Source organism: Polaromonas sp. P4_F6 (assembly GCF_056401275.1).
Genome location: NZ_JBFUJQ010000016.1, coordinates 43,868 through 61,527 on the forward strand (window position 1 = coordinate 43,868; position 17,660 = coordinate 61,527).

19 protein-coding genes are annotated in these 17,660 nt (G+C 63.1%); 16 read left to right on the forward strand and 3 right to left on the reverse strand.

Going from position 1 to position 17,660, the window contains the following annotated elements:
- Positions 1–4 precede the first annotated feature (4 nt).
- The 13 genes from AC1DUN_RS23695 (at position 5) to AC1DUN_RS23755 (ending at position 9,857) form a co-directional block, all read left to right on the forward strand.
- Positions 5–331, forward strand: coding sequence for a helix-turn-helix domain-containing protein (locus tag AC1DUN_RS23695; protein WP_477716115.1), 327 nt, complete (start codon positions 5–7; stop codon positions 329–331).
- Positions 328–1,680 (forward strand): type II toxin-antitoxin system HipA family toxin, encoded by a 1,353-nt coding sequence (locus tag AC1DUN_RS23700; RefSeq protein WP_477716116.1) that lies wholly within the window; start codon positions 328–330, stop codon positions 1,678–1,680. Before AC1DUN_RS23695 ends, AC1DUN_RS23700 begins: the two co-directional genes overlap by 4 nt.
- A gap of 70 nt (positions 1,681–1,750) precedes the next feature.
- Positions 1,751–2,203 carry a DUF2721 domain-containing protein gene (locus tag AC1DUN_RS23705; RefSeq protein ID WP_074579979.1) on the forward strand — a complete coding sequence of 151 codons (453 nt, stop codon included), beginning with the start codon at positions 1,751–1,753 and terminating at the stop codon, positions 2,201–2,203.
- 192 nt (positions 2,204–2,395) lie between these two features.
- Positions 2,396–2,923, forward strand: a complete 528-nt coding sequence (locus AC1DUN_RS23710) for a hypothetical protein (protein ID WP_477716117.1) — start codon at positions 2,396–2,398, stop codon at positions 2,921–2,923.
- Positions 2,924–3,153: 230 nt separating this feature from the next.
- The gene (locus AC1DUN_RS23715) at positions 3,154–3,777 is read left to right on the forward strand and encodes an isochorismatase family protein (RefSeq protein ID WP_477716118.1); all 624 of its coding nucleotides are present in this window, start codon (positions 3,154–3,156) and stop codon (positions 3,775–3,777) included.
- Between the two features lie 56 nt (positions 3,778–3,833).
- Positions 3,834–4,145, forward strand: coding sequence for an energy transducer TonB (locus AC1DUN_RS23720; RefSeq protein WP_477716142.1), 312 nt, complete (start codon positions 3,834–3,836; stop codon positions 4,143–4,145).
- 73 nt (positions 4,146–4,218) lie between these two features.
- Positions 4,219–4,716, forward strand: coding sequence for a DUF2059 domain-containing protein (locus tag AC1DUN_RS23725; RefSeq protein ID WP_477716119.1), 498 nt, complete (start codon positions 4,219–4,221; stop codon positions 4,714–4,716).
- A gap of 87 nt (positions 4,717–4,803) precedes the next feature.
- The gene (locus AC1DUN_RS23730; RefSeq protein ID WP_477716120.1) at positions 4,804–5,307 is read left to right on the forward strand and encodes an anthrone oxygenase family protein; all 504 of its coding nucleotides are present in this window, start codon (positions 4,804–4,806) and stop codon (positions 5,305–5,307) included.
- A gap of 35 nt (positions 5,308–5,342) precedes the next feature.
- Positions 5,343–5,816, forward strand: a complete 474-nt coding sequence (locus AC1DUN_RS23735) for a hypothetical protein (RefSeq protein WP_477716121.1) — start codon at positions 5,343–5,345, stop codon at positions 5,814–5,816.
- Positions 5,817–5,962: 146 nt separating this feature from the next.
- Positions 5,963–6,358, forward strand: a complete 396-nt coding sequence (gene arr, locus AC1DUN_RS23740; protein WP_477716122.1) for an NAD(+)--rifampin ADP-ribosyltransferase — start codon at positions 5,963–5,965, stop codon at positions 6,356–6,358.
- A 110-nt stretch (positions 6,359–6,468) separates the two neighbouring features.
- Positions 6,469–6,735, forward strand: coding sequence for a hypothetical protein (locus tag AC1DUN_RS23745; RefSeq protein ID WP_477716123.1), 267 nt, complete (start codon positions 6,469–6,471; stop codon positions 6,733–6,735).
- 203 nt (positions 6,736–6,938) lie between these two features.
- Positions 6,939–7,916, forward strand: a complete 978-nt coding sequence (gene acuI, locus AC1DUN_RS23750) for an acrylyl-CoA reductase (NADPH) (RefSeq protein WP_477716124.1) — start codon at positions 6,939–6,941, stop codon at positions 7,914–7,916.
- 30 nt (positions 7,917–7,946) lie between these two features.
- Entirely contained in the window at positions 7,947–9,857 is a 1,911-nt protein-coding gene (locus AC1DUN_RS23755) for a propionate--CoA ligase (protein ID WP_477716125.1), read from the forward strand.
- Here the strand turns inward: AC1DUN_RS23755 and AC1DUN_RS23760 are convergent.
- Together AC1DUN_RS23760 and AC1DUN_RS23765 are read right to left on the reverse strand one after the other, a co-directional pair.
- Positions 9,854–10,621 carry an AbiU2 domain-containing protein gene (locus AC1DUN_RS23760; protein ID WP_477716126.1) on the reverse strand — a complete coding sequence of 256 codons (768 nt, stop codon included), beginning with the start codon at positions 10,619–10,621 and terminating at the stop codon, positions 9,854–9,856. The two genes, AC1DUN_RS23755 and AC1DUN_RS23760, sit on opposite strands and share 4 nt — an antisense overlap.
- 60 nt (positions 10,622–10,681) lie before the next feature.
- A complete protein-coding gene (locus AC1DUN_RS23765) occupies positions 10,682–11,398 on the reverse strand; it encodes a hypothetical protein (protein ID WP_477716127.1) in 717 nt (238 codons plus the stop codon).
- Between the two features lie 368 nt (positions 11,399–11,766).
- Here AC1DUN_RS23765 and AC1DUN_RS23770 point away from each other — a divergent pair, with 368 nt between their 5' ends.
- From AC1DUN_RS23770 to AC1DUN_RS23780, 3 genes are read left to right on the forward strand one after another with little or no spacing between them, the layout of a single operon-like run.
- Complete coding sequence (locus AC1DUN_RS23770) at positions 11,767–12,231, forward strand: (2Fe-2S)-binding protein (RefSeq protein WP_477716128.1); 465 nt, start codon at positions 11,767–11,769, stop codon at positions 12,229–12,231.
- 11 nt (positions 12,232–12,242) lie between these two features.
- The gene (locus AC1DUN_RS23775) at positions 12,243–14,393 is read left to right on the forward strand and encodes a xanthine dehydrogenase family protein molybdopterin-binding subunit (RefSeq protein WP_477716129.1); all 2,151 of its coding nucleotides are present in this window, start codon (positions 12,243–12,245) and stop codon (positions 14,391–14,393) included.
- A gap of 55 nt (positions 14,394–14,448) precedes the next feature.
- Entirely contained in the window at positions 14,449–15,498 is a 1,050-nt protein-coding gene (locus AC1DUN_RS23780) for an XdhC family protein (protein ID WP_477716130.1), read from the forward strand.
- A gap of 12 nt (positions 15,499–15,510) precedes the next feature.
- On the opposite strand, the gene AC1DUN_RS23785 is transcribed toward AC1DUN_RS23780, so the two are convergent.
- Positions 15,511–17,643 (reverse strand): O-linked N-acetylglucosamine transferase, SPINDLY family protein, encoded by a 2,133-nt coding sequence (locus tag AC1DUN_RS23785; RefSeq protein WP_477716131.1) that lies wholly within the window; start codon positions 17,641–17,643, stop codon positions 15,511–15,513.
- Between the last annotated feature and the right edge of the window lie 17 nt (positions 17,644–17,660).

A 17,660-nucleotide genomic window follows, 5' to 3' on the forward strand; every position in this document is an offset into this window, starting at 1 on the left:
TGAAATGGCGATCCTCCTTGAAGCGGAGCGGCAGCGCCTGATGCTGGACTATCAGGCCCTGGCCGAAAGGACAGGCCTCACACCCCTGGCGGTACGCAACGTGCTCCAGGGGCGCAGCGCGCCGCGCATCACCACCTTGATGGCGATTGCCGACCAGCTGGGCCTGGAGGTGCTGCTGCTGCCCAAGGTGGCGGCCGCCGGCCTGCAGGCGCACAGCGTCCAGGAGCCTGCGCCGCCCGCCTTGTCGCGGGTGGACCGCATCGTGGCCGAAACCTCGCAGCTCGCCGCGGCCGCCGCAGGCGGAAAAAGGGCCAAGGGCGAGCGCCCATGAACGTCCTGGCGCTGGATATCTACCTGGGCTCCCTGCGCGCCGGGCTGCTGTTCCAGTACGGCACGGGCAGCACGGCGCTCACGCGTTTCATTCCCGACGAGGCCTTCTGGTCGAATCCGGCATCGCCGGTATTCTCCTGGGCCGCCACGGACGACGACGCGCAGCGCCGCGAGATTTTCTGGCGCAGCTACGTCAGCACCCCGTTCTTCAATGCCGAAGGCGGGCGCCTGCCGGCCTTTTTCCAAAACCTGTTGCCCGAGGGGCCGCTGCGCCGCCATCTCGAGCAGTTGCGCGGCTGCGGGCCCAACGACCATTTCGACATGCTGGCCGCCTGCGGCACCGACTTGCCGGGCAATGTCTATGCCTACCCGGCACACCTCGATCCCCAGGCGCTGGCCGGCGTGGTCACCCAGCACCATGACGCGCTGGAAATGTCCGTCACCGCCGAGCCCTTGCCCGACGCAACCTCGCTGTCCGGCGTTCAGCCCAAGCTCGCGCTGGTGCAGCAGCAGGGCCGCTATGTGGCGCGCACCCGCAATGCACAGGGCACCCACATCATCGCCAAGCTGCCCACGGCGGAGTTTGCCCTTCTGCCCGAGGTGGAGGAACTCTCGCTGCGCCTGGCGCGGGCCGCGGGCGTAAACGTGTGCGAAGCCTGGCTGGCCCCCCTGGACGAGATCACGACCGGCCAGCCTTTTGTGCTCGGCGAGAGCCGGCATTTCCTGGCCGTCAAACGTTTTGACCGCGGCCCCCAGGGGCATATCCACTGCGAGGATTTCGCGCAGATCCTGCGCATACAGCCCGAAGAAAAATACACCCACCCGGCCGCGAGTTACGCCGCCATGGCCAGGACGCTGCGCGAAGGCATGAGCCTGCCGGCCCAGGTGGGCGAGGGCGCGGCGGAGGAACTGATACGCCGCGTCATGGTCAATGAAATGCTGGGCAACTACGACGCCCACGTGAAGAACTTCGGCGTGCTGTACCGTGACGGCCGCACGCCCGAGCTGTCGCCGGCCTACGACGTGGTGGCCTACGCGGCCTACCTGGGCGGGCGCGGCCACGCGCTGCGTTTTGTGCCCGGTGGCGAAAAGCAGGCCAGGCTCACGGCCCAGACCTTGCGCAGCTTTTGCAACGCCACCGGCATGTTTGAAACACGCGTACGCGGCGTGCTCAATGAGGCGGTGGGCAAGGCCTGTGAATTGTGGCCGCAGATGATAGAGGCCAGCAGCCTGCTGGATCGGCAAAAACAGAACCTGCTCAAACACTTCGAAGCCTGCGACGCGGTGAAGAGCTGGCGGGCCCGGCGCGCGGCGGGCGCCAGGCGCAGGGCGGCGTCCATGCCGCCATGAAACAGCGGCCCTTGCGCAGCCCGCATGACAAAATACCCCATCGCCAACCCATGACGCCCGGAGCCCCTGCATGAATTTCGCGCCCGACCTTGCCACGGTCACCCACGGCATCCAGCTGGCCGTGGCGCCGGTGTTTCTGCTCACCGCCGTCTCGGGCATGATCGCCGCCGTGGCCGGCCGCCTGGCCCGCATCATCGACCGCGCGCGCTTTCTGGAAAACCGGCTGGAAGCCGGCGGCGTGGAAGACACCCGCGCGCAGCGCATGTATGCCGAACTGCGCGAACTCCGCCACCGCGGCTGGCTGGTCAACATCTGCATCGCCTTGCTGACTTTTTGCGCCATCCTGATCGGAACCACCATCATCCTGCTGTTCCTCGGCGAGACCAGCGAGCTGCCCACCTTGCGGATCGCAACGGTGTGCTTTCTGTCGGGCGTGGTTTGCTTCCTTCTGGCCCTGGTGTGCTTTCTGGCAGAAACCTTGCTGGCGACGCGACTGCTGAAATTCGCGGAGCCTTCGAGCTAGGGCTGCGCTGCCTGAATGTGAGCAAATGTAGGACGCGGCTTCAGCTGGTTGCCCTACAGGCCTTTTCCTTTCCCGATGGCGAGAATGGGTAAAGCCCCGTCAACGGCCGCGCCAGCCCTCCGTTGAATAGTCAGGCATGCGGCCAACGCCCTGTTTGCTGCATGCCCTTGTCAAAACCACCGGAGAACCATAATGAAAACCACCACGATGACACGCAGCCTTGCACTGCTGATGGTCGCGACCCTGGCCTGTTCCACGAGTTTTGCCGAGAAACCCGAATGGGCAGGCGGCGGCAAAAACAAAGGCAACAAGCACGAGCAGCAGGCGGAGCAGTCCGACCAGGGCAATCAAGAGCCGGGCGGCAAAAAAGCCAAGAAAAACAAGCAGGCCGCCGAGGTCAAGGTCGGCGGCTATTTTGTGCCGCAGCAGCGTGTGGTGGTCCAGAACTACTACGGCAAGCAGTTCAAGGCCGGCCATTGCCCTCCGGGCCTGGCCAAGAAAAACAACGGCTGCCTGCCCCCAGGCCAGGCCAAGAAATACGCCATAGGCCAGCCGCTGCCGCGCGACATCGTGTACTACCCCGTGCCCGCGGCTGTGGTGGTGCAGCTGGGTGCCCCGCCCGCCGGACACAAGTATGTGCGGGTTGCGACCGACATTCTGCTGATTGCGGTGGGGACTAGTATGGTGGTGGATGCCATCCAGGATTTGGGGTCTATTTAGGCCGGGCCTTGCTCCGGCTGAGCGCGCTCTTCCTCCTCATCGTCCTCCTTCCTTTGTTGAGAGCTGCTGGCCGGAGGTTGCCCGGCGGCAACTCACCTTTATCGAAACCCGCAATGCGGGTTTTCTTTTGTGCGTCAAAAGTGCCTCGCCTGCCGGGGCGAGACCCGGCCAGCCAAATCTTGCCTTTACATTTAGCCATCCTCTCCCCAATTATTTCCAGGAACCCCTCCATGCTGCTCGATGCCGACGACTCCCAACTGGTGCTGGTGGACTACCAGTCCCGCCTCATGCCCGCCATTTTTGAGAACAGCCTGGTGCTGGCCAATGCCGTGAAGCTGGCCCGCATGGCCAGGCTGCTCGAAGTGCCGGTCTGGGGCACGGCCGAAAACCCCGGCGGCCTGGGCCCGCTGGTGCCCGAGGTCCAGGCCGCGATTGCCGCCGCCGGCGGCCGCGTGCTGGACAAGATGTCATTCAGCGCCGTGGCCGACGGCCTGTCCGACCTGCTGCGCCCGCCGGTGCGCCAGCCCAGCCAGGGCCGCAATGCGCGCAGCCTGCCCAAACAGCTGCAAAAAGCCGCGCCCGAGCCGGAAGAGGGCAGAAGCACCATCGTCATCGCCGGCTGCGAAGCCCATGTCTGCCTGCTGCAGACCGCGCTCGACTTGCTGGAAGAAGAGTTTGAGGTCTGGGTCGTGACCGACGCCTGCAGCTCGCGCAGCGAACGCAACCGCGACGCCGCCTTTGACCGCCTTGCCGGCAACGGCGCTGAACTGGTGACCACCGAGATGGTGGCGTTTGAGTGGCTGCGCACGGCCGAGCATGAGGCCTTCAAGGATGTGCTGGGGTTGGTGAAGTGAGGCAGGCCGGCTTCCAGCTTGCTTATGCCATGCGCTTGTCATGGCTGGTTCTTTTGATGCTTGTGGCGAGCTGTGCCTCCGGCCCGGACGAAATTGTGCAGCCCGCGAGTCAGGCAAATTCGCCCAGCCCTGGATACCCCACCCTCTCCAGGCGCCTTGGGGAGCAGGGCCGCGTGACCTTGCGGGTGCAGGTGCTGGCCAGCGGCGACCCCGGCGAGGTGCAGCTTCAGAAAAGTTCAGGCTTTGACAGGCTGGACGCGGCTGCGGTGGCGGGCATGAAGAAGTTCAAATTCAACCCCGCACGAACCCGGTCGGGCCGTGCCGTGGATTCGTGGTCTATCCAACCGATCCAGTTCATCCTTGATTGACTGAGCCGTTCATTCACTGCTAAAACCCGCACGTTCCGCACCGTCCCAACATTCCTTCACCTACCCATTCGCCATGCGTAACTCATTCCTTCTTTCCCTGCTGCTGTCCGCCTCCGTCGCCTGCTCTGCGGCGCCCGCGTCGACGGAGTCCATCAACACGCTTCTCACCGTGACCAAAACCGAGGCGCTCATCGCGGGCATGCACGGCCAGGTTGACCAGATGATGGGCCAGGCGCTGGGGCAAATGCTGGGTGGCCGGCAACTCTCGCCGGAGCAACAACGGATGATCGACGCTGCGCGCAGGGAGTTCTCCATCGTCATGAAAGAAGACCTTTCATGGAGCCGGATGCAGTCGATGTACATCAGCATCTACCAGGAGACCTTCACCCAGGACGAGATCGACGGACTGATTGCCTTTTACCGCAGCCCGGCCGGCGCTGCCTTTGTCGACAAAATGCCTCTTGTCATGCAGAAGTCCGCCCTCGCCATGCAGGCCCGCATGCCGCAGCTGATGGAAAAAATGAAAGCCGCGATGCAAAAGGCGATGGCCGAGGCGGGCGTCGCGCGATAGTTTGCAGGCGCGTCGCGCGTGGATTGCCGCCGTGGCCGGGCGGCAGTACAGTAAGCCCTCCAATTCCGCACCGACCTGCGAGGGCCCATGCCATCCACCCACGTCCTGCTGTTTGCCCTGACCTTGCTCGCGGCCCTGGGCAGCGCGCTGATTGCCGGTATCTTCCTGGCGTTTTCCAACTTTGTAATGGGAGCCCTGGCCCGCGTGGCGCCGGCCTCGGGCATCGCGGCCATGCAGTCCATCAATGTGGTGGTGCTCAATCCCGGTTTCCTGGGTCTGTTCATGGGCACGGCCCTGGTATGCGCCGTGCTGATGCTGGTCGCCCTCTGGCACTGGCAGGCGCCCGGCGCCTTCTGCCTGGGGGCGGGCAGCCTTCTTTATTTGCTGGGCACCTTCGGCGTGACGATGGCCTTTAATGTCCCGCGCAACAACGCGCTGGCGCGGCAGGATGCGGCCAGCGCCGAGGCCGCCACCTTCTGGCGCGGCTATGTGGCCGGCTGGACGATGTGGAACCATGTGCGCACGCTGGCGGCGCTGGCCGCGGCGGTGCTGCTCCTTTATCCGCTGGTCCGGTTGCCGGCCGGCGCATAAGCTGGCACAAGGCCGGAGCGACAATGGCGCATAACATGTCAATCAACATACGGTTTCTCGCAGGCATAGTCCTCGCCGCTGCGTCCGCCTCCATCTGCGCATTTCAGAAGCCGACCTACGGTGTTGATGTTCACTTCGCGAAGTCGGCTGCGTCCTTGAGTGCCAAAGAGCGTGAAGGACTCATTAAAGCCCTGGACACGGTGCGGAATCGCGATTGGTGCGCCTTTGAGGCCGCCTATGTCTCAGTGTATGAAGATCCGAGGGAAGGGCCGCCCGACCATGTGAAAAAACTCGCCAGCAGCCGGGCCGACTATCTTGCGAGCCTGCTGCGCACATACGGAGTACCCGCTTCACTCGTTGGCGTAGAAACACGGGTGGGGCAGGTTTACGGTGGAGATCAAAGCGCACCCCCTGGCACAGTTCAAATTGAAATGGTCGGAGGCGGTGGGGCGCAGCCGTGCCCACATCCGTATTCACCCGGTGGATTTCGCGTAGAACAAAGGCGCTGACCAGTGAGCGCAATGGTGGTTCGACTTAATATGTCAATCGAAGCGGACCCACAGCAACAAGAGGCGGTTTCACCGCGAGTGTTGGCGGCCCACTCATTTCAACCTTAGGTGCCCTCAATATTCACCGCGTTTCCACTTAACAACCCATGGCAGCTTTAGACTCCGGCCCTTTTTTTCATGGCACAAAAGCCCAATTGCAAACAGGCGATCTACTAAAGCCTGGCTTCACATCGAATTACGACGAAAGCCTCGTGATGAACCACATTTATTTCACGGCCATTGCCAAAGGCGCCGGGCTTGCCGCGGAAATAGCCAAAGGCAGTGGCAGGCCGCGTGTCTACGTCGTTGAACCTACGGGGGAGTTTGAGAACGATCCCAACGTGACCGACAAGAAGTTCCCGGGCAACCCGACGCGGTCCTATCGAAGCAGGCTGCCTTTGAAAGTTGTTGGCGAGCTCGAATCCTGGGAACTGTATGACCCGGAGTTCATTCAGCAACTGAGAGCCCGCGTAGAGAACGGCATGGGCCAAATCATCAATTGATCTGGGACTCCCTGTGAAACGAGCATGAGCCCTGGCAATAGGGCGCAATGCTTCGCTCAAGCGCTGACTCATTGTGGTTGGCTTAGCTCGAACCTTAACCCGCTGAAGTCATGCACACAGAAGAGCCAAATATTCTTTCCGAGATCCACCTTTCTCGATTCTCTGCGGTCGGGGATGGCATACATGTCGAAGTTTCAGCATCCGTGAAGGCTGATGGCACCGCCAGTCCAATCCTGACGTTCCGCGAGGATGAGCAGTTGGGGATGCAGGTGGTGCTGCACTTCCCTGACCGAGACATTGTTTTTTCACTCTCTGAGCTTCAGCGAGCCATCGCATATGCCGAGGCAGAGGTGCACAAAGAGTCGTTCTATGACTAGAGTCTTCTTTGGGCGTCTTCGATCAGGACGCAACGATTCGTAAATCGCTTCCGGCGCTATGCCCGCGGCGTTGAGGAGATCGGGTACCTCACGTTCCGATTCGTCAGCCTCCTGAAAGCCCGTTATCCATAATTAAGAATTCAGTTTTTCTGGTTTCTCAGCATTTCTGGCCATGAGACAGGTAACCCTCAGGAGACAACACCGTGTTCAAGTCCCTTTTGCTCAGCAAGTCGGAGGCCGGGTTTTCGGCTGCCGTGGCCGATACCGATGAGGCCCAGCTTCCCGCCGGCGACGTGCTGGTGCAGGTCGAATATTCCACCCTCAATTACAAAGACGGCCTGGCCATCACCAACAAGGGGCCGGTGGTGCGCAACTGGCCCATGGTGGCCGGCATTGACGGCGCGGGCACGGTGCTCGAATCCACCCACGCGAGCTGGAAGGCCGGCGACCGTTTTGTGCACAACGGCTGGGGCCTGGGTGAAACGCGCTGGGGCCTGATGGCCGAACGCGCGCGCCTGCAGGGCGACTGGCTGGTCAAGTTGCCGGCTGCCTTCACCACTCGCCAGGCCATGGCCATAGGCACGGCCGGTTATACCGCCATGCTCAGCGTGCTGGCGCTGGAGCGGCACGGCGTCCAACCCAAAGACGGTGAGGTGTTGGTCACGGGCGCCACTGGCGGCGTGGGCAGCGTGGCCGTGGCCTTGCTCGGCAAGCTGGGCTACAGCGTGGTGGCCGCCACCGGCAAGGCCAGCGAAGAGGCTTATTTAAAGCAGCTGGGCGCCAGCAGCATCATCGACCGGGCCGAACTGTCGGCACCCGGCAAGCCGCTGCAAAAAGAGCGCTGGGCCGCGGTGGTGGACGCCGTGGGTTCGCACACCCTGGCCAATGCCTGCGCGCAGACACGCTATGGCGGTGTGGTGACGGCCTGCGGCCTCGCCCAGGGCGCGGACTTCCCGGCGACCGTGATGCCCTTTATCCTGCGCGGTGTGACGCTGGCCGGCATAGACAGCGTGATGGCGCCGCTGGCAAAGCGCCAGCAAGCCTGGGAGCGCTTGGCCCGCGACCTGGACCCGGCCAAACTGGAAGCCATGGTCGAGGAAGTGCCGCTGGCCCGTGCCGCCGAAAAAGCGGCCGACTTGATGTCAGGCAAAGTGCGCGGCCGTGTGGTCGTCAAAATCTGAAGAATCCCAAAAATAAAACGGAGACAAGACATGACGAGTTACGCAGACTTCTATCGCCAGTCCATAGAGCAGCCCGACGCCTTCTGGACGGAACAAGCCAAACTGATCGACTGGCACAAGCCCTTCACCCGCGTCTGCAACGACGACAAGCCGCCTTTCGTTCAGTGGTTTGAAGGCGGGCAAACCAATCTGTGCCACAACGCGGTCGACAGGCACCTCAAGGAGCGTGCCGACCAGGCCGCGCTGATCTACGTCTCCAGCGAAACCGGTGCCGAAAAAACCTACAGCTTCCGCGAGCTGCATGCCGAAGTGCAGCGCATGGCCGCCAGCCTGCTGGCCATGGGCGTGGTCAAGGGCGACCGGGTGCTGATCTACATGCCCATGATCCCCGAGGCCGCCTTTGCCATGCTGGCCTGCGCGCGCATAGGCGCCATCCACTGCGTGGTCTTTGGCGGTTTTGCCAGCGGATCGCTGGCTTCGCGCATTGACGATGCCACGCCGCGCGTCATCATCAGCGCCGATGCCGGTTCGCGCGGCGGCAAAGTCGTGGCCTACAAGCCCCTGCTCGACGAAGCGATTCGCCTGGCGAAACACCAGCCCGAGGCCGTGCTGCTGGTGGACCGCGGCCTGGCGCCCATGACCATGGTGGCCGGCCGCGACCTGCATTGGGAAACGCTGCGCGCCAAGTACATGCACGCCCAGGTGCACTGCGAATGGCTGGATTCCAGCGCCATCAGCTACACCATTTACACCAGCGGTACCACCGGCAAGCCCAAGGGCGTGCAGCGCGACACCGGTGGTTATGCGGTGGCGCTGGCCGCCAGCATGAAACACATCTTCGACGGCCGCGCCGGCGAAACTTATTTTTCGACCAGCGACATTGGCTGGGTGGTCGGCCACAGCTACATCGTCTACGGCCCGCTGATCGCCGGCATGGCCACCATCATGTACGAAGGCCTGCCCACACAAGGCATGGACCAGCAGCCCAACGCCGCGATCTGGTGGAGCCTGGTCGAGAAATACAAGGTCACCGGCATGTTCAGCGCGCCGACCGCGGTGCGTGTGCTCAAAAAGCAGGACCCGGGCCTGCTCAAGAAGCACGACCTCTCCAGCCTGCGCGCCTTCTTCCTGGCCGGCGAGCCGCTGGACGAACCCACGGCGCGCTGGATCAGCGAGGGCCTGAACGTGCCCATCATCGACAACTACTGGCAGACCGAATCAGGCTGGCCCATCATCACCCTCGCCAACGCCGTCGAAAAAAAGCCCAGCCGCTTCGGCAGCCCCGGCGTGCCCATGTACGGCTACAAGGTCAAGATATTGCACGAATCCACCGGCGAGGAACTGACCCAGCCCCATGAAAAAGGCGTGGTCGTCATCGAAGGCCCGACGCCGCCCGGCTTTATGCAGACCATCTGGAAGGACGACGCGCGCTTCGTCAACACCTACTGGAAGAGCGTGCCCGGCAAGATGGTGTATTCCACCTTCGACTGGGGCATACGCGACGAGGACGGCTACTTTTTTATCCTGGGCCGCACCGACGACGTCATCAACGTCGCCGGCCACCGCCTGGGCACGCGCGAGATCGAGGAAAGCATTTCAGGCCACACCGGCGTCGCCGAGGTGGCGGTGATCGGCGTGGCCGATCAGCTCAAGGGCCAGGTCGCCATGGCGTTTGCCGTGCCCAAGGATTCGAGTGTGCTCACCGACAACGCGGCGGCGATGAAGCTCGAAGGCGAAATCATGAAACGCGTGGACGGCGACCTGGGCGCTGTCGCAAGGCCGGCGCGTGTGCACTTCGTATCGGCCCTGCCCAAAACCCGCAGCGGCAAGATGCTGCGCCGGGCGATTCAGGCGGTGTGCGAGGGCAGGGACCCGGGGGACTTGACGACCATGGATGATCCGGCGGCGTTGCAGCAGATTCGGGATCGGGTGGCTGGCTAAGCTTTTTGGCTGTATTTTCCGAAGAATTGTTTTGTCTCGTGAACTAGACGCTCTTGCAGTTGGCCGCGATTCGAACTCGGCGAAGGCTGCTCGAGTATCCGATCCACAGAGAAGCGAGCAGGTTGTAGCGTGGGTTTTCGACCGTTGAAATACAGTTGCCAAAGCGTCTCATATAGCTTCCCAAGAAACACCAGTAACTTCCGAAGTTCCCGAAGATCTGTATGCGCAAATAGCTCGTTGACTTGATCTGATGTTGTTACCCCACGATGTGCAAATACCTTGTGACGCAGCGGACGATATTTCTCTTCGTAAATCTTTCGCCTCGGAGCGACTAGCCGCTTCAGGCGACGAAAATCGTCACCTGTAGGCACATAAACCGTTTTGAGGTATTCGCTTAACCATTCATCGGCATTCGAGCTGAGCTTTCGTTTCCTGCCTGCCAGCGCCTCTTTGGAAAAGATTTCAAGATTGCTGTGTGCGAGTGTGAGCAATCTGGTGACGCTGTGATTGTTCGTGTCTGGATCAAATACTCTCCCAAGAGCCACAAGCGCCGAAGCTTGCAGTGCGGCAAGAGTGGTATTCCAGAATAACGGCGCTTCATTAAGCAACCGGACCACCGCCTTGTTCTTTGCGGCGACTGCGTGGGTTGCATCCCACGCATAGAAAAACTGTATGGCGCTTTGCGCTTCCGTACGAAATAACTCGAGCTGGACTTCGAAGTCGGGCGAAGTCGAAGGTGCGGCGAGAGCTTTATCTTTAGACATGGGAGTCTTAACTCGGCTTTTCGGGACAAATGCTCTTTGTGCACATAGCAAAGCTATTTCTCACGGTGCTCTACCCAACTTTGACAGTTCTTTTGTAAATCTAAAAAGGCTTTGCATTTCCATCACGCTGCGAACTTGAATCACGGCAGTTCCATTTTCGCGAAGTGTCGCGGCTAAAGAGGCCTCGGTCGCGTCTTGATTGGAGACGGCGAAAGCCCAAAGGATGCCGCCGAAGACAAAACTGTAAGCCACTTGACCATTAAGCTTGGTCTTCTTTGGTTGAATGATTAGATCGGTTACTACGATAGATTCATGTTTTAGTCCGAACATGAAGCACGGGTAGCGACTCGAGACTCCAGCGTGTTCCTCCACCAGTTGGTTGCGGATGATTTCTTCATGCGGCCCAAGGTCAACATACTCAAAGAACTGTTGTTTCGAAACGCTGGCGCGCCAAAGAATCGATAACTGAAATAGCTTGAATTTCTTGTAGTCGAGTCCCTCAATGAAGATGAGGTTCCCCTCTGTCCGAGTTACTAGAGGAACACCGCCCTTAAGGACGTTTCTTGCATAGCCTTCCCAGACGGAAATTTTTTGCTCGCACACATCGCACAGAAGCTTTTCCTTTAAGCCTTTTTGTTGGAATGAATTGCCTTGGTTCGGAATGACTGACAAGAGATTGAGTCGATGCTTTTCATCGTAGAGCGTCTCATATAGAAACTCCGGAATGATGTGAGACGTTCGAATTTCTCTAACTTCACGACATAAGGCGCAATGCATTTGTCCTAACCTGCTACAGGTCGAAAATTTCGACCAGAACATACTGAAGATTCGCTGTGATGTTGATCTCTTCTTGACTAGGGCGTTATATCAGGACCACTGCGTTAATGCCTAACGGATTCTTTTGACATTGAAAGTGGTCACCAAAGGAGCCAACAACATACCTTTGGCTCAGTAAGTCCAAATGCCACGATAGTTGGCGTCGCGCTGTCTCATCTTGAGAAAACTTCTCAACACTTTGTTTCAGCCAAGGGTTTCTACCGGGATACCCCCTTGCGCCCGGTCGTAGCATGACTCGCGCAAGGCCTTGGGGTAGTAGCTGACTGACTTTTGGGGGCCCTGCCATATTCCAACAAAGGGGACTCCAGATGACAACCAAACTCAACGTGAACGGCCGGGCCGTTTCCGTCAATGCCGAACCCGATACACCTCTGCTGTGGGTGATACGCGATGAGCTGGGCATGACCGGTACCAAGTTCGGCTGCGGCGCGGCGCTGTGCGGCGCCTGTACCGTGCACCTCAACGGCCAGCCGGTACGCTCCTGCCAGACGCCGCTGTCGGCGGCTGCGGGGCAGAAGGTGGCGACGATTGAAAGCCTGTCGCGCAACAACACGCACCCGCTGCAGGTGGCGTGGATCAAGCATGACGTGCCGCAGTGCGGCTACTGCCAGTCGGGCCAGCTGATGAGTGCGGCGGCCCTGCTCACGGCCAACAAGAACCCGAGCGACGCCGACATCGACGCCGCGATGAGCGGCAATATCTGCCGCTGCGGCACCTACCCGCGCATCAAGGCGGCGATCAAGGATGCCGCTTCCACCCTGCGCAAAGCCTGAGGAGAACCATCATGACTACCAACACACTGGTCTCCCTTGATCGCCGCAGCTTCCTCAAGACCTCATCGGCCCTGACCGTCGCGGGCAGCGGGCTGATGCTGGGCGTCACGCTGGGCGTGCCCTCGGCCGCGCAGGCCGCCGGCACGCTTTACACCCCGAATGCCTGGGTGCATATCGCCGACGACAATACCATCACGCTGATCTCGGCGCGCTCCGAGATGGGGCAGGGCGTCTACACCTCCATGCCCATGCTGATCGCCGAAGAGCTCAACGTCGACATCCGCAAGGTCAAGGTCGCGATCGCGCCGCCGGGCAAGGTCTACACCAATGCCTTGCTGGGCGCGCAGATCACCGGCGGCTCGACTTCGGTGCGCGACGGCTGGGAAAAGCTGCGCATTGCCGGCGCCCAGGTGCGCAGCATGCTGGTCTCCGCGGCGGCTGCCAAATGGAATGTCGATGCCGCCACGCTCAAGGCCGAGAACGGCATGGTCATAGGCCCCAAGGGCAAGAAGGCGACCTACGGCTCGCTGGCCGAGGCAGCCTCCAAACTGCCGGTCCCCGAGAAAGTGGTGCTCAAGGACCCGAAAGACTTCACCGTCATCGGCAAACCCACCAAGCGGCTGGACACGCCGATGAAGGTCAACGGCACGGCCGAGTTCGGCATCGACGTGAAGCTGCCCGGCATGGTGTATGCCAGCCTGCAGCAATGCCCGGTCATAGGCGGCAAGGTCACCAGCTTTGATGCCGCCAAGGCCAAGGCCATGCCCGGCGTGATCGACGTGGTGCAGATTCCCGACGGCGTGGCCGTGGTGGCCGACAGCTACTGGCATGCTTTCAAGGCGCGCCAGGCGCTGACGGTGCAGTGGGACGAAGGCCCGGTCGCGGCCATCAGCAATGCCAGCATGCTGGAGGGCATACGCAAGGCGGCCGACAGCGGCAAGCCGATTCCCATCGTGGCGCCCAAGGGCGACGTCGCCGGCGCGATGAAAGGTGCGGCCAAGACGCTGAAGGCCGAGTACGTGTCGCCGCTGCTGGCGCATGCCACGCTGGAGCCCATGAACTTCACGGCCGACTATCGGAACGGAAAAATCCTGCTGATAGGCCCCACGCAGTTCCAGCAGGGCGCCGAAGGCAGCGTGGCCGCGGCGCTGGGCATCAAGCCCGAAGACATCACGCTGAAAACGACTTTCCTGGGCGGCGGCTTCGGCCGGCGGCTGGAGCTGGACTTTATCGTGCAGGCGGCGCAGATTTCCAAGGCCGTGGGCAAGCCGGTCAAGCTGCTCTGGAGCCGCGAGGACGACACCACGCACGACTTCTACCGGCCCATGGCGGTCAACCAGCTTTCGGCCGGCCTGGGGGCCGACGGCAAGCCGGTGGCGCTCAATTTCAAGGTGACTTCGCAGTCCATCACGCAGCGCGCCTTCGGCCTGCCCAAGGACACGCTGGACCCGTTCATGGCTGAGGCCGGTGTCATGCCTTACGACATCCCGAACACGCAATACGACCTGGTGATCCACGACAGCGGGCTGCGCGTGGGCTACTGGCGCTCGGTGAGCCATGCGCTCAATGCCTTTGCCAACGAGAGTTTTGTGGACGAGATGGCGCTGGCCGCGGGCCAGGACCCGTATGCCTACCGTATGTCGCTGCTCGAGAAGCAGCCGCGTTTTGCCAATGTGCTCAAACTCGCGGCCGACAAGGCCGGCTGGGGTACGCCGGCGCCGGCCGGCCGCAGCCGCGGCATCGCGCTGATGGAGGGCTACGACACCTATATGGCCCAGGTGGCCGAGGTGTCGGTCAAGGACAACCAGGTCACGGTGCACAAGATCACGGTGGTGGCCGACCTGGGCCGCATGGTCAATCCCGACACGGTGCAGGCGCAGATCCAGTCCAGCATCGTCTTCGGCCTGTCGGCGGCGCTGAACAACCAGATCACGCTGGACAAGGGCCGGGTGCAGCAGAGCAATTTTGGCGACTACCCGGTGCTGCGCATGCACGAAGCACCGGTGATGGACATTACGCTGGTGCCCAGCACCGAAAAGCCCGGCGGCATCGGCGAGCCGGCGACGGCGCTGGTGGCGCCGGCGGTGGCCAATGCGGTGTTCGCGGCCACCGGCAAGCGGGTGCGCACGCTGCCGCTGAACGACAACCTGGCCAAGGCATGAGGGAATTGGCGATGGGCCGAGGCGGAAATGGGCACGGGCTGCTAGCATCCGGCGCATGGACAACATAGACCTCGAAGTTCTGAAAACCTCCTCGCAGTGGCTGGCCGCGGGCCTGCGCTGCGAGCTGGTGACCGTGCTCAAGACCTGGGGCTCCAGCCCGCGGCCCGAAGGCTCCATGCTGGCGATCTGTGAAGACGGCCGGGTGGTGGGTTCGGTCTCGGGCGGCTGCATTGAAGACGACATGATTGACCGGGCCCGCCGCGAGGGCCTGGACCGCGCGCGGCCGGCCATCGTCACCTACGGCGTTTCGGCCGACGAGGCGCGCCGCTTCGGCCTGCCTTGCGGCGGCACCATAGAGCTGGCCATAGAGCCGCTGTCGGCGGCCAGCCAGGTGGATGAGCTGCTGCGGCGCCTGCAGGCCGGCGAGCTGGTGGCGCGCCGGCTGGACCTGCATACCGGTGCCGTCACCTTGGGCACGGCCCAGCCCAGCCAGTCCATGCAGGTGTCCGAAGCCGCGCTGCTGACCCTGCACGGGCCGCGCTGGCGTTTGCTGATCATTGGCGCGGGGCAGCTCTCGCGTTTTGTGGCGCAGATCGCCCAGGGCATGGACTACGCCGTGACGGTGTGCGACCCGCGCGAGGAATACCGGGACAGCTGGCAGGTCGACGGTGTGGAGCTGGCCACCGGCATGCCCGACGACGTGGTGCAGGCCATGAAGCTGGACGCGCGCTGCGCGGTGATCGCGCTCACGCACGACCCCAAGCTGGACGACCTGGCGCTGATGGAGGCGCTGCGCTCGCCGGCTTTTTACGTGGGCGCGATCGGCTCGCGCCTGAACAACCAGCGCCGCCGCGAGCGCCTGGCCGAGCACTTTGACATGACTGAAGAGGAACTGGGCAAGCTGCACGGCCCCATAGGCCTGTACATCGGCAGCAAGACGCCGCCCGAGATCGCGATTTCCATCCTGGCCGAACTCACGGCGGTGAAGAACCAGGTGGCCTTGCCGCGCGCCGTGGGCGTCGCCGAGGCCAAGGCCCAGGCCGGCCTGGCGCCTACGGGCGAGGTCTGCGAGCTACCGGTGCCGGCCGGTAAACCCGCCGCCTGAGCGCCAAGCGCCCTAAGCGGCGGCCACGTCAAAGGCCGTGGGCGGCAACCCGGCGCGTGAGCGCTCGGCCATGGTGGCCCAGGCCGATTCCCATTCGCGCACGCGCGCCGGCAGGTCAAACAGCGGCGCCGCGGCCTTGCCCGCCTGCAGGCTTTGCCGCAGCTGTTGCAGGGCCTGCGGGTCGCGTCCCAGGCGCAGGGCTTCGGCCACATAAGCCGGCCGGCTCTCCATCACGCATTGCGGCAAACCCGCCGCGCGAATGATGCTGCCGCCCAGGCGCGAAGCCATGCTCTCGCCGGCGCAGCTGAGAGCCGGAACCCCCATGCGCAAGGCGTCTTCCAGGCCCAGGTTGGCGTTAAAGCGCAAGGTGTCCAGGAACAGGTCGGCATGCCGGAGGCAGGCCAGGGACTGGGCGCGCGTGAGCCTGTGGGTAAAGATGAGGCGGCTTTCATGCACACCAGCGGCATTGGCCTCGCGCACCAGGTTGGCGGCGATGGCCAGGCTGTAGGCAGGCAGCCACAGCACCGCGTCGGGCAGCGAGCGCAGGATTTTCATCCAGGCGGCGAAGCTGGCAGGGTCCAGCATGACCGAGGGCACGGTGGCGCACAGCACCAGCGCGTCGGCCGGCAGGCCGGCTTGCTCGCGGCTGTCCCAGCCGGGTTCCGGCGTCTCGTCATGGGCGGCCAGCCAGCAGCTGTGCGGCAGGCGCACGACGGCGCCGTAGGGCGCGAGGTCCAGCCCGTCGGGGTGCACAAAGCGGTCGGACATGTTGTAGTCGCAGGGCCTTGGCGGGTTGTGGCGGTGCCAGGTGAGCTGGCGCAGCTGCACGGGCGCGACGCGCAGCTCGGGTATCTCGGGCCGGCACCAGGCGGTGTCGAAGGTCATATCGATAAACACGTCGAGCTGGTCCAGGCGCATGCGGCCGGCGGCTTCGACGTCCGACATGTGGGCGATTTCGGTGACGCTGGCGGCATGCGGCTTGAGCCTCTCGGCGTGCTCGAGCTCGGGATGACGTGTGGGCGAATAGATATGGATGGCGAAGCAGCTGCTGTCATGCAGCGCGAGCTGGCGTTTGAGCGCGTGGGCGTGGCGCTCGTCGCGCAGGCTTTGCACCGTCATGCCGACCTGGATGCGCTCATCGCGTCGGCCCACCGGCGCGGCGCGCCGCGCGAAGGGCGGCAAGGCCGACTTCATGCCTTCACTGATTTTGGCGACCGAGACATTGCGCACCTGGGCGAGTTCGTTCTCGTCCATGTCCAGCATCAGGCCGTAGAACTGCGCGTCGCGCCAGTCGCGGCGCCGGCCGGTGCGCAGGCATTCGTCCAGCATCTGCCGCAGCGTGGCCGTGAGGCGTTCGTTCTCCCGCCAGTCGCAGACCGTCATGGCCTCATAGACCTGGCCGCAGTAAAGCTGCCGGGCGTCGGGGAGCTCGCCTTGCTGCAGGCGCAGCTTGTGGTCCAGGTAGGCCGGCGCGATGGCGCGGCCCAGGAAGTCGCGAAAGTAAGCCAGGGTGTCGGCATCAAAGCGCTGGCTGGCTTCGCGGGATGCGTCGAAGTCGCCATTGAAGGCCAGCACGGCCGCGCCGCGTATGCGTATGTCCAGGTCGTGCGGAAAGCGCAGGGCCGCCGCTTCGAGTGCGGCCAGCGCCTCGGTGTAGCGCCTGGCGCCGCACAGGTAGTCGCTGAGGTTGACGTGGTAGGGCGCGTGACCGGGGTCTTGCGCCAGGCATTTGCGGGCGCAGGCTAGCGCGGCCTCCCACTGGCCTTGCACGGCGGCCATCAGCCCGACGTTGTTGAGGGCGCGTGCATGCGAGGGGTCCAGCGCCAGCGCGCGCTGGTAGGCCATGCTGGCGCGGGCCAGGTCGCCGCAGCTTTCGGCGGCGATGGCCAGGTTGGCCGCGCCGTCGGCGGTCTGCAGCAGCGCGGCCTCGACCGAGAGCAGCGCCTTGTAGGCGGCCGCGGGCCGGGAGAGCGCGGACAGCAGCGTGGCGCAGGCCGAGGCGGCGTTGACGTCATCGGGTGCCAGCGCCAGGGCCTGCTCAAACGCGATCAGGGCCTGCTCGAGCCGGCCCTCGGCATGCAGCTGCGCGCCGCGCTGCATCCAGCTTTGGCTGTCTTCGGGAGCGCTCGCGGGCGTGTTGTGCATAGCCCGGATTATGTGGC